This is a genomic window from Leptospira weilii (genome assembly GCF_006874765.1).
Lineage (GTDB): Bacteria > Spirochaetota > Leptospiria > Leptospirales > Leptospiraceae > Leptospira > Leptospira weilii.
The window spans coordinates 235,001-247,500 of record NZ_CP040841.1; the positions used below are offsets into that span (position 1 = coordinate 235,001).

Here is a 12,500-nt window from a genome sequence, read left to right on the forward strand (position 1 = left end):
AATGGGAGAATTTCGCGAAATGATGGGAATGGAGTGAGTTCTTCCTTACTTCTCGTCTCAAACACTTTTTGCCCAGCTTGAAATTTTAGAATTTCAAATCGAAAGGTTAGATTTGTTTTCGAACGATAGAAGTTATCTCAAAAATATCTTAGAATAATTTGATTCGGGATCAGCATTTTAAGCAAAGATAAAGTATTTTTTTGAGTAGTTTCCAGTTCACTTAACGATCCGTATTCGAAATTAAACTTTATGTACATACAAATATGCCTTTTCCACTTTTTTAGAAACGAGAAAGAACACCAGAAAACTTGATTGAAGATTTTTTCCCAACTCTTAAACTTTTTGCATACCGTATATTCAGGAATCATCAACGCTAAATCCAATGTTCAATCGTAAAAAGGGACGATTTTTTGTATTTTTCACAATTTGTATCTTCACAACCCGATTCTGTTCTTTGGACAACTCAAAAACGGAAGGTGTTCCTCCTCACAAACCCGTCTTACCCCTGTTATCCGGAGAATATTATTCCAAAATTCAAAAACTGGAAGAAGGTTATTTTGTGAGGCAGTTATTCCTGGATATGACCCGAAAGCAGAGCAAATTCATATTTGCTCAGTTGAGCGTAACTCTCAGCAAAAATCGAGAAGAAACCAGAATTGAAGGAATCGTAAAAACAACAAACAGAGGGGCACAATTGATTCCGGAATCCTGCCGAGTTTTTACGAACAGAGAATCCGGAAACCGATGGGCCTTAGTTCGCGCATACGATTGTGATCATCTTTCCTTTCAAATCGAATCAATCCAATCCAATTCGATTTCTATCGAACCCGATTTTATACCCGGAAATCCAAGCGGAGTTTATAGAAAATCGGCATCCTCCGATGCAAACAAAATCAGCGCACTCGTTTTGGAAAATGAAGGAAAAATTTTAGAAGTCTGGGGGCTTAGGCTTTCCAGGGTGAGAAAAAACGCGACCATCGTATTGGAAAAAGAAAACGGGCAAAAATATCCGGTTCGTGCTTTGAAGATCATAGAAACCACGGGACAAGTCACAGCGGAAGGAGTTCCCATAGAAAAAGAAGATATTCTCCTCTACGACAATCGCTCAGAAGCCGGACCGCTTACATATTAAAAAAAATGAATATTATAATCAATCTGCGTGTATAGGAACCAACTTGAGGTAGGGGAGTCGCTCTCGAACTAGATCTAATTCTTTTCGGGAAAGATCCAAGCCCGACCATTCTAAATAACGTAAATTCCTCATTTCGTAGATAGAACGAATCTCTTTGACATGAGTATGTCCGATTCGGAGTTCCAAAAGGTTCCTACAATTTGCAATCGGTTCCAGAGAGGAGACTTCCGTGTTTCGAATATCGAGTTGTTGTAGTTTGCACTCCGAGCCAATAAAAGAAAGATCGCGAATTTTGGTTTTATACAAACCTAATTTAGTCAACTTACCGACTCCGGGATATCGTTTCAGATCTTGTTCATCCACGGATGTTTCATTTAGATACAAACTGTGTAGAACGGGCAATTTGGATAAAACGGAAAGATCCTTTACTTTGGTCCCGCTTACATTTAGAAAACTGATTGTCTTTAAAGAACTGAGTTCTTCTAAATTCTGAAACTCCGGATGGGAAATTTCCAGAGAAGCGAGATTTCTAAAATCGACCAACCGGATTATATCCGGAAATTCACTCTCATCAAATCCGATCCAACGAATCTGATACGGATAATATCTAAGAACTTTACCTTCTTTAGAAAAGACGGGAACTCCACCGGAAACAGGTTCTTTTTCTAAAAGAACACATGAAAAAGTCCAAAAGCAGAAACCGGTAATCAAAATCTTGGATAAAGAAAAAAAACAGATCCGAATCATAATTTGGTACGATTGAGAATTAGGATTTAAGAAAAAGAAGCCAATTTTTAAAATAAAAAGCTCAAGAGAAGTATATATTTTTGGCGTAAGAGTTCCCACACTTTAAGCGTTCAAAGCTCACGGGTTAGAATTTAAGATTTTAAAGGTAACATCCGAGATAGGTTTTTTAAGTGTTACTCATCTCTACATAATAAAGTGTCTAAAATTCTGCGTCTAAACGTGGGATTTGTGCTCAAATTAACGGTACTCTATTTTATAGGGATCAGTAAAATAAACTCACAAGAACAGAAAATTCCTTCTCCTCACGCACGATTTTGAGTTTGACTCTCATATTCACAATTTCAAGATAGGCTCAATTACTTAAGGAGTACATTATGAGAAATATTCAAAAATATGCGAAAATAGCAGTTACTTTTAGCCTCATCCTTGGGCTACTCTTAAGCTGCAAAAACGATAAGAACGATGACAAGAAAGACGGCGACGCTGCTGCTTCGATGCTTCTTTTGGCTTTAGTCAGCCTAACCCCCAGTTATAACTGTTCCGCAACCGTCAAAGGCAAGGTCGCTTCCCTGCCTGCAATGACCGCAACCACTTCCGTTCAAACACTTATTTATGGCAAGGTTCCATTCGTAAATCATTCCATCGCAGCCGTTAAAGTTACAGATGCAGCTAATGGAACTAAAATTGTTTTTACCGGACGTAACGTTGCGGATTTTGACGAAGGAAGTTCCAACAATGAAAACGCTCCTTTGGTCTACAATGCCTCTTCTTGTGGGCTTTCCGATGTCGCTCAAGATACGACAAGATCAACTTACACGACAACTAGCGAAGGCCAATACGGTTCCGCCGCAGGCGACGGTCCTTACACGTATACTCTGAATGCTACAAAAGGTAAAGATTACTATTTTGTTTTCTATCTTGCGAGTAGAACCTCCGAGCCTCCTGTGACTACGTTTCAACTACAATAAGATATCGATTCAAATGAACGCATTTCTGAACTTCAAACCGCTATTTCTCTCTGGACTCGGAGCCTTGCTCCTTGTTTCCTGCGCGAGACAACATTCCGCGGTCGATAACGAAGAACTTGCGTTCAAACAATCGATTCTCGCCTTACAAAAACAAATCGAAGAAGCGAATCGTTCTAAAATTCTTTCCACAGAAGCGAACGAAGACGGTTCGTTTACCACGAAAGTCAGATCGGTTTCGTATGACGTATGGATCAAATACAACTTTGCAGACAAAGCTCAGGCTTTTGTTCCGGATACATCCGAAGGCTGGGACGTGGGTTTTCAAAGATTCAAGCTTCAGACAAACGGAGGCTTGACCTATTCGAAGGGACAAGGAGGAGCCTGTTTAACCAATCCTGCTCTCACCGATTTTAACGCCGCGGCTTCGAGTAATTCTACGGCCTTGGGTTGTACAAACGCTTCTTTTTCCCCCGACACAAACGTATCTGAAATCGCGGCTGGCGGAGTTCAAACCAACTACGTGGGAAACAACGTTCTCAACAAATGGTTTAATTACACTTTCGCTTTTTTGCAGCCTAATTATAATGTTTTTATAATCCGTTCCAGTACTGGAAACGAATACTACCTCTTTCAAATTACCGGTTATTATAATTCCGAGGGAACCTCGGCGCATCCCACCGTAAGATGGAAACAAATTCCCTACTAACCGTATGTTCTTTTCGATCCGTCGGCTCTTTCAATTCAAATCGATTCAGATCCTATTGCCGATTCTCTTTTGCATTTCGGTCCAAGCTCAAGATGAAAGCACAAAAGTTAGAAACAAAGTCATCGAAGAAGAATCGCCTAACAGGATTACTACGAAAAACGACAACACAGCTGCAGAATCACTTCGAAAAGAAAACGGGCAAAACATTCCAGAAGAATCCCAAATCGTAGTCACAGGCTCCAGAGGCGAACGAAGACTCAAAGACTCCACGGTTGCGACCGAAGTAATCTCCCGTAAAAAAATAGAAGCCAGCGGTGCAAGAAACGCAGCCGAAGTTTTAGAAACCCAATTGGGAATCGATGTGGTTCCATTTTTTGGAGGTTCAAGAGTTCGAATGCTCGGCCTCGATTCGCAATACGTTCTGATTCTAATCGACGGAGAAAGGATTGCAGGACGTTTAAACAATGCCGTGGACCTCAGCAGATTCAAAGTCCAGAACTTAGAGAGAATCGAAATCGTAAAAGGCGCCTCATCAGCGTTATACGGAGCAGACGCAATCGGAGGAGTTATCAACCTCATCACAAGAGAGGCGGATAAAAAACTAAGCTACGAAATGCGCACCACTTACGGAAACGGAAGTCGAAAAAATTTCAACACCGAAGGGGAATTCAATACTAGCGCCAACATGGGTTTTAGAAGCGAATTCGTCAGCGGTGCGGTTTCCGCAGGTTACAATAAAAATCCGGGTTACAGACTAGTTTCGAATTCTCAGGCTACGACCGGAAACGCTTATCAAGATTTAAACACGGGGATGAATCTCACCTTCAACCCGGACGGAAACTTCAAAGGTAAAACGAGAATTCTTTACCAACACAGGGATCAAAACGGTGTGGACGTAACTCAATCCAAAGCAACTTTTGATCGGAATAATAAAACACACGATTTTTTAGCCACGGGTTCTTTGGAATACGGATTTGGAAAAAGAAATTTGATCTCCTTTCGAGGAAACATTTCCAAATGGGAAAACAAATACTACAACAACCAAAGAGGGTCGGACGAATTAGACGTGAAACAATTGAACGCAGAACTCACTTCCCAAGGAACCGTTCAATTGGACATGGAAGCTTCCGAAAAACATTTTATCACGATAGGTGCCGAATCCTTCGCAAACGAATTAGAATCGGATCGGTTACAAAGTCGATACGTATATAGAACTAGAAAGGCCGTATTCTTTCAAGACGAGTGGACCGTCTCCACTTCTCCTCGCATTCGAGTGATTCCGGGAGTAAGATACGACGACGATTCTCAATTCGGCAATCAAACGACTCCCAAGCTTGCGGCCCGCTATGATATTTTTCAAAACCTAGTTTGGAGGACGAGTTACGGAAGGGGTTTTCGTCCGCCCAGCTTTCAGGAATTATATCTTCGTTTTGAAAATCCCGCCGTAGGTTATGTAGTGGAAGGAAACCCGAATTTAAAACCAGAACGATCGATCACGATCAACTCGGACTTGGAATACAGTCCTTTTCGTTTTTTGACATTTTCCCTGAGTTTATACCGCAACGATATTATCAATTTAATCCAGTACAAATTCGATTCGAACAAAGGGAAGGAATTTGCCGAATTTCAATTACAGAACATCGCCAAGGCATATACGAGGGGAGGGGAATTCGGAGTTCAGTATAAATTCTTAAAATACTTCACGCTCGAATTGGGTTATAATCATACCGATACAAGAGATCTAAATACGGACAGACCTTTAGAAGGAAGGGCGCTTCATCAGGCGTCTGCAAACTTCATCTACAACTCCCCCGGAGGGTTTCAATTCAATCTGAGAGGAAAACATCTGGATAAAAGGCCGTTCTATAGTGCCACGAACAATCTGGGGGGACAAGACTATATTCCCACCGAAGTTAAATTGAACGAAAATCCTCCCGTGATTTACGGAAAACCGTTTACGATTCTGAATGTAAGAATCGAACAGAAATTCTTCAATAAACACTTTTCTCTTTTTTTGGGAGTGGATAACGTGCTCAATCAATACGAACTTGCCTACAATCCGACTCGACCTCGGTTTTATTACGGTGGATTTTCCGCTCAGTTTTAGATTTCGTTGAACCTCCAAAACAAAACTACTTGTAATGTTATTTCGGAAATAATTTTCAAGGTAGTAATCGCGCGGCGCGTGAGGTTTGTCAAAGTGTAGAAACGCGACACAAATCGGATAAAAATGTCATCACATTACTGATCCTATAAAATAGAGTACCGTTAATTTGAACAGAAATCCCGCGTTTAGACGCAGAATTTTAGACATTCTATTATGTGAGATGAGTAGCCCAAATATAAAATATTTTTAGAATATTCTAAAGTTCTTTCTTATTGAGGATCTTGTAAAACGGAATACTTGTCAAAACAATCAGAATCTGCGCGAACCCGAATATAAATGCGGTGAGAGAAGATCCTAAAAAAGGAGCCCAAACAGTAGAGATCCGATCCAACCCCACCGAAGAGATCGGCCCCAGAAAAAACCCAAGGGAGCCGAATCCCATCAGACCGGACATCACAAGCCCGTTATTTTCGCGCTTACAAAGGGAAGAGGCAAGTCGTAAAGAAGTGGCAAACATCAATCCCGCACCCAATCCGCAGAATAAAAGCGAAACACCGATCCATATAACCGACTGGAACATTCCGGAAAGGGCCAAAGAAACCCCGTAGATTAACGATCCGATTGCAACCGGAAAATACTTTCCGGTTCTTTTGGAAAGACGAATCGCAGGATAAGATAAAAGAGCCATCGGTAAAAAAACTAAGGATAACATTTTTCCGGTCTCGGAAGGATTAAGGAAAAACTTTTCCCGAAGACGCAGATTCAGAGAACTCATAAAATATCCGGAAGTGAAACGATCCAAGAACTGGAATGCGAGAGGAAACAAGAGAAGAGGATGAGTTAAAAAGAGAACTCCGGATTCTTTCCAAGAATGTTTTTTGGAGTATCTCAACTTTTCTTCGGGAACAAACCGATATACGATCCAACCAAGAAATAATAAAATTCCAGAACCAATTCGAAACGGTAGGGTTGGATCCTGTTTCCCTAAAAAGCCGAAAGAAAGTCCCACGGCTCCTCCCAAAGAAAGTAACATTCCGGATAAACCCATCAGACTTCCGTTGCCGAATTCGAGTTTAGTTTCCCCATGCTCAAAGTCAGCAACGGAAGCGAGAAGTAATCCGATCACGAATACGTGCGCTCCTCCTTCCAAAAAGCGAAAAAACAAAAGTGTGGAGAGATTTTCCGCATAAGGAAGAAGATTTAAAAGCAATGCATCAAACCCGCAAAAAAGAACGATGAGTTTTTTACGAGTTTCGAAATAATCCGAAAGAAAACCGGCGATCGGTGAAAAAACAAAAGATCCGAGCATCGCTATACTCAAAAACCAGGCGACTTCCCCATTCCCCGATTGGAATCTATCCTTTACAATTTCCTTAAATACGGGCACGATCATCGTGACCGGAAGCATCGCCAAAAAAACGGCCACTGGTAAAAAGTATGCGGATTTTTTCAAATCAGCCTTTTCCCAGAACGGTATCGTAAACTTCCTTACCGATTGCAGAAATCAAGTCCTGTTCCAGTTCGGAAAAAATTCCCTGATTTAAAAGAAATACCTGTTTGGATTCGGATAGAATCGCTTGCTTTTCAGAATCGTTTACGGGCAGAGAATCCAATGCGGCCCGATAATTTTGTTTGAATCCGTTGATATCTTGAATGGCGGGAAATTCGTAAAAAGAAGTCCCTTGTCCTTCCGGAAGATTCAAAGCTCTGGCCGCAACTTTTTTCAAGATCTGCCCGCCGGAAAGATCTCCCAGATAACGGACATAGGAATGTGCAGCCAACAATTCCGGCCGAGTTTCTGAAATGTCCCGGATTCTTTTTACATAAACTTGAGCCGCCGCGCTAGGCTGACGATCCGTTGGTTTCCAGGTTCCATAAAAGAATTGAAGATCTTTTAAAAGCGAATCTTTTCGATAAAGCTCGGGAAAATGAATCGATTTTAGTACCGCATTTCCCGTATGACGTTCCAATTCTTCTTCCATAGATTCGTAAACAAAGTAAAACGCTTCCAAATGTTTTGCATAAGTTCCTTTTTCTAAAATTCCTTTCATAAAACAACGAATGAAAGCGGAGCCTTCTGCAGCTTTGTGTTCTTCGGATGTTCCTTCTCGTAAGATGGTTGCTAAACTCATCCTGTACCTCCTGACAATACTGTGACAATTCTTTTAATCTGATACTGAGAATCAAACTTATTTTACACAAATTACCGATTTTATCGAGAAAGTTCAAGCTTTTCAAAGAATGAACCCGAGAGAGAGTTTTCGAAGAATTTGTGGGAACTCTTACAAACGAAGAATTGTTAACCACGGATACTTTGCGAAGAAGACCCGGGAAAACGAAAATCTTGAAAGAGATTCCTGGGAAAAACCGTAGGAGTTCATACAAATGAGAAAGATAGAATTTTAATAGACTTATTGTGGGGAAAACGACGGTAACAAAAACGTAAAAATTGGGAATCCGTAGGGTTAGGCTAATGGTGCCCGCTTGTTTCAATAAAATTAAAAAATAGCCGTCCTCATCACGCTTACATTCGTTGAAAAAACATGATCAAGAGCGGGACTTTGAAATTCGCCCGTTTCCTCTGGACAAAAGTCCGAACGGTTTTAGTGTGGATACCCATGAGATCATACTCTTACGGAACCTGTTACAATTCCAAGGTAAAATGAATCCCGAAACTCGAGTAAAAATCAAAACGATCTGGATCTCTCTGCTTCTATTACTTGGATTCCTATTTTTAGATCGAGTTCTGTTTCCAATCGCTCTTTTCGAATTTCCAAACGAGTTAGAATGGGACACTTCTCCTTGGTATAACTTTCTTCATAAACAAAGAAACATTCGTTTTGAAAAAGACGAAAAGGGGATTCTCATCGCAGGGAGTAGCGTCGCTCTCTATTCCGCATATCCGAAACAGATTACGGATGAAGTACGAACGTCCAACATAAAAGACGGGGAAAAATTCAGAGCAGAATTTTACTCTCATCCCGCCCTATCTCCCACAGATCTTTATTACTATTCTGACGATATTTTAAATAAAAAGCCAGAACTCGTGGTCTACGTTTTAAATCCAGCAGATTTACAATTAGATTATATTCAAAAAAAAGAATATTCTGAAATTAGTTTCGACGAACAAGCGAGATTAAAAGACTACAAAATCCGTCATCAAAATCGCTTTATTTTTCCGGGAGAGTTCCTTGCGGACCACTGGAAAGACTATACGAAAGGGGAATTCTTCGCCCAATTGACCAAAGCGTTGATCTTACTCAACCGCTTTAGAAGTTTCGTATACGATCCTTGGATAGAATACATGGAACATCATACGAGAACGATGCGTTCCTATCACTACTACACGGGCGCGATGCCGGAAGAGGGAATCTTTCTAAGAGGTTGGACTCCGCCTCGATTCACGATCGAATGCGAACTTAAAAACGGGAAATTGTCGGAAGAGATTTTCGTACAAAAACCCGGAATCAATGTTGCAATCGAAGAATTTACCGAGAGCGGACTTCCGCTCAAATTCATTTCCTTTGGCAAAACCTATACGAAATCGGGTTGGCATTCTCTCGTTTTGGAAACTCAGAAAGATCGATCCAGTAACGTTCCTCAAAAGGCGAAGTTTCGTTTCACCGTTTCTCCGACTACGAGTTCGGACGAAGTGGACGCGAGAATTTTCGGAATTGCCGCAACATACGGAATTCGTCTAACGCAGAATTTTTGCCGCAACGAGATTCGAACTGGAATTTCCTACGAAAGAATTCACGGCTTGGACGATGATCGGATCGAAGCCATGTCCGACGAAGATTATCTAAAAGACTACGAAAAACGTCTTTACTATAATCCCGAAAACGAAGGCGCACTCAACCGATTGAAAAAAATTCAGAAGAACAAAGAAATCTTGGGTAATTCCCCTTATTTCACTTGGTCCGAAATGCAATTCTTGGAAAAGACGATCGCCAAATTTAAAGCGAACGGTCAAAAATTGATCATCATCAATTCCCCCGAAAATCCAATCGAAAGTAAATATTACAAAAATGGAAACTGGTACCAGGGCTATCTTAAATTTTTGAGCTCTCACAAAAGCGATACACTCGGTTTTTACGATCTCAAGGACGCGATTCCCGACAAAAAATTGTTTTTAGATCCTCATCATCTGACTTTCAACGGAGCAAAACGCAGTTCCGCTTTATATACCGATGCCATTTTGAATTTTTTAAACGTTTCAACACGGAAAGAATAATGAAATTGGATGCGTTTTTTTCAAAAATCCGATCCTTATTTGTAAATCCTCTCTTAATTATTCCTCTGTTCATCTTATTATACGCTTTTTCTTCCTTTTTAATCTGGAAAAAATACGATTGGAATCCGAGTTCCCAAATCAACTTCGGAATGCAATTCGTCGTTCAAAATGCGGCGGAAACTCCAAAAGGTGCGATTGTATTTTTAGGCCGTCCCGGTGATTTAGGAGCCGGCTACGACGGACAAATCTTTTATTATTATTCCAGAATGTTAAGCGAATTCAATTTAAACTGGCCTAAAGGATTCGAAGAAAACATTCGCGCATCTAGAATCGGTTATCCTCTCTTTGTTTCCGTCTTCGGCTGGTTCGGAACTTGGGGAACCGTATTCGGAATGTATTTCTTAAATCTCGTCCTAGTTTTGATTTCCTGGTTCCTATTAAGAGATCTTTGCGGTGAAAAACATCGCATTTATTCAAGTCTCTATTTATTTTCGCCCTTTCTTTTAGGAAGTTACTCGCTTTTAGTCTGCGATGCGGTTCTAACCGGATTTTTAGTGATAACATTTTGGTTTTACAAAAAAGAAAAACGGATTTGGTTTTCTTTGTTCGGGGGAATTTCAATTTTAACAAAGGAACAAGCTCTCTTTTTACTTTTTCCTCTTGGAATTGAGGCTCTCTCGAAAAAAAAATGGAAAGACGCGGTAATCATCGTTTCGACTTTATTTGTGCCGTTTCTTTGGGCCGTTTTTTTAAGAACTCAATTCCCAAATTGGTCTCCGGCAAGATTCACCGATTTTTTCACCCCGTTAGACGGCCTTATCGGTTATTGGAAAGAGATCAATCATCCTTCTATGGTATTTTTTTTGCAAGCTCCCAATTTTGAAACGGGCCTAATTCTTTTTGCAAAGAAATTTTCCAGAGTTCCGATCTTTATTCTATTCGCCGTCGGTTTGTTCATTCTCAGTAGCGGAAATTGGAAAAAAGGAATCGCAGAGCGACTTGCTTTTTTCCTGGTGATGTTTTCCATTTTTTCCGCAGGTTATGTACTGTATTGGTCTTCCTATGAAAACGTTTCTAGGATGTTTACAGTTTCAACTGCGTTTTTGATCTTTTGGAAGTTAGAGGACGACTCTATCTCAGACTTCGCTTATTGGATCGTTACCGGAAGTATCGTTTTCATTTTTTTGCTCAAACTTACATTTATCTCTTCGACGCTTCCCTATGAGATCTGGAAATGAAGAGTTTTTTTGCGTCATTTTAAATTCTAATTTCAAGTTCAGAACAAGAAACCTTTTCGAATCTCAGACGGATTTTTAATTCCCATTCTCTGAAAAACGGATTTTATAACTCTTGTAAATTCTTTCGTTAATCTCCGTTAATTTCGTTCTATCCAAAGCGATCTCGGTTCCATCGTCCAAAGAAATCAAAGCATAATCGGACTTACCTTGTCCGATCTTTCGTTTTAAATCCTGGACCGATTTCACATTTTGGCCGTCGATTTTTTCCACGATCTTAAAACTAAGATCGTGGAAACCGTTATTGGATTCATCCGGAAGGACTTGAGAAAGAAGAACGATTTTTCCGACATCTCCCTCTTTTTCGTGAAACTTATAATAATCATAAAGATAGAGAAGCTTTCGATCAACTCTGGATCTCCAATCCTTTCCCCATTCTTCCAGAAGCGGTTCGGAAAGTTCCAAAAACACAAAGCCGCCTTCCACGGCGAAATCGTTGGAGGCGGGAACATTTTTAAACGGAATTCGAACCGCCGAATAAGGGAACGGTTTCAACCTCATACTCAAACGAATCTTTTTTTTATCCCTCAGTACAAGCATAGGAATTTCTTTTCCCAATGAATATCCGAACGAATCCCCGGAGTGTGCCAAAAAGGAAAGAACTTGTTTCCCATACAAAGGGTGTTCGATATATCCTTTCGAGTCCACATTCTTATCTCCAAATTCAAGAATGATATCCTCGAGCTTCAGAACTCCGCTCGCCGAAGAACCTGGAATCACATCCGCGACTAAAATTCCAGAATCGGATTTTTCCATACCGTAATATTTTTTTACAGAGTCGTCCGTAATCGGACGAAAACGAAATCCTTTATAACCGAATACGTCCGTTCCCGGAGTCTCGATGAATTTTTGAATGACAAAAGAGGGAATAATTCTACCTGAATTTTTTCCAGAAGTAAAATCATAAAGAAGACCGGAAACTTTTCCGTTCTCAATCGCAACTTCTCCGAAGCCGTTCAAACCCTCGCTGGAACTCACGTCCACAACGGGAAGTTCTACCTGACCAAGAGGCATCTGATCCATATCCATACTCAAAAAAGTCACGCTTGTCGTTTGAATCGAACCCGAGTTATCAAGTTGGTAAACGTTGACCTGCTTCGGAAACACGACAACTGGGGAAAACGTAAGCGGGATAAGATCATCGAAGAAATTCTTTTTCTCGACTCGAAGGAGAGCGAGGTTGGATTCCGGATCATGACGAAATACGAGCGCTTTTATCTCGGAATAGGAAGAATATTTTTTCACTTCGATCAAAGTCGCATCCGGTAAAAGCGAATAGGGAATCAGGATTCGATTTCCTTCTGTGACCAC

The 12,500-nt window shown here is 40.6% G+C and carries 11 protein-coding genes (2 of these 11 running past the window's edge); 7 read left to right on the forward strand and 4 right to left on the reverse strand.

Annotated elements, in window-relative coordinates; all coding sequences use genetic code 11:
- A protein-coding gene (locus FHG67_RS20610; RefSeq protein WP_002624971.1) for a YbaB/EbfC family nucleoid-associated protein crosses the window boundary here: on the forward strand, positions 1-37 show its 3' end. The gene continues 269 nt to the left of window position 1, outside the view; the window shows 37 of its 306 coding nt (coding positions 270-306); the start codon falls outside the window, past its left edge; the stop codon is at positions 35-37.
- A 345-nt stretch (positions 38-382) separates the two neighbouring features.
- Positions 383-1,132, forward strand: a complete 750-nt coding sequence (locus FHG67_RS20620) for a hypothetical protein (protein ID WP_004501586.1) — start codon at positions 383-385, stop codon at positions 1,130-1,132.
- Between the two features lie 18 nt (positions 1,133-1,150).
- Here the strand turns inward: FHG67_RS20620 and FHG67_RS20625 are convergent, their stop codons facing one another.
- Positions 1,151-1,957 (reverse strand): leucine-rich repeat domain-containing protein, encoded by an 807-nt coding sequence (locus FHG67_RS20625; protein ID WP_172616542.1) that lies wholly within the window; start codon positions 1,955-1,957, stop codon positions 1,151-1,153.
- 296 nt (positions 1,958-2,253) lie between these two features.
- Here FHG67_RS20625 and FHG67_RS20630 point away from each other — a divergent pair, with 296 nt between their 5' ends.
- Genes FHG67_RS20630 through FHG67_RS20640 form a run of 3 tightly spaced genes read left to right on the forward strand, consistent with a single transcriptional unit; the run spans position 2,254 to position 5,660 of the window.
- Complete coding sequence (locus FHG67_RS20630; protein WP_004497269.1) at positions 2,254-2,847, forward strand: LIC20153 family lipoprotein; 594 nt, start codon at positions 2,254-2,256, stop codon at positions 2,845-2,847.
- A gap of 13 nt (positions 2,848-2,860) precedes the next feature.
- Entirely contained in the window at positions 2,861-3,553 is a 693-nt protein-coding gene (locus tag FHG67_RS20635; RefSeq protein ID WP_004500816.1) for an HmuY family protein, read from the forward strand.
- A gap of 4 nt (positions 3,554-3,557) precedes the next feature.
- A complete protein-coding gene (locus FHG67_RS20640; protein WP_142499943.1) occupies positions 3,558-5,660 on the forward strand; it encodes a TonB-dependent receptor plug domain-containing protein in 2,103 nt (700 codons plus the stop codon).
- A 256-nt stretch (positions 5,661-5,916) separates the two neighbouring features.
- On the opposite strand, the gene FHG67_RS20645 is transcribed toward FHG67_RS20640, so the two are convergent.
- Complete coding sequence (locus tag FHG67_RS20645; RefSeq protein WP_002625039.1) at positions 5,917-7,113, reverse strand: MFS transporter; 1,197 nt, start codon at positions 7,111-7,113, stop codon at positions 5,917-5,919.
- Between the two features lies 1 nt (position 7,114).
- Positions 7,115-7,792 (reverse strand): biliverdin-producing heme oxygenase, encoded by a 678-nt coding sequence (locus FHG67_RS20650; RefSeq protein ID WP_002624998.1) that lies wholly within the window; start codon positions 7,790-7,792, stop codon positions 7,115-7,117.
- 530 nt (positions 7,793-8,322) lie between these two features.
- On the opposite strand from FHG67_RS20650, the gene FHG67_RS20655 reads away from it, so the two are divergent.
- Both FHG67_RS20655 and FHG67_RS20660 read left to right on the forward strand, forming a co-directional pair.
- On the forward strand, positions 8,323-9,894 hold the full coding sequence (locus FHG67_RS20655; RefSeq protein WP_036075548.1) for a hypothetical protein: 1,572 nt from the start codon (positions 8,323-8,325) through the stop codon (positions 9,892-9,894).
- A 5-nt stretch (positions 9,895-9,899) separates the two neighbouring features.
- Positions 9,900-11,132, forward strand: coding sequence for an AZOBR_p60025 family cell surface glycopolymer formation protein (locus FHG67_RS20660; protein ID WP_085985845.1), 1,233 nt, complete (start codon positions 9,900-9,902; stop codon positions 11,130-11,132).
- 75 nt (positions 11,133-11,207) lie between these two features.
- Here FHG67_RS20660 and FHG67_RS20665 read toward each other — a convergent pair whose 3' ends face one another.
- Positions 11,208-12,500: the 3' portion of a PDZ domain-containing protein gene (locus FHG67_RS20665; protein WP_004500849.1), read on the reverse strand. It continues 261 nt past the right edge of the window; 1,293 of the gene's 1,554 nt are visible here — the last part of the coding sequence; its start codon lies off the right edge, out of view; the stop codon is at positions 11,208-11,210.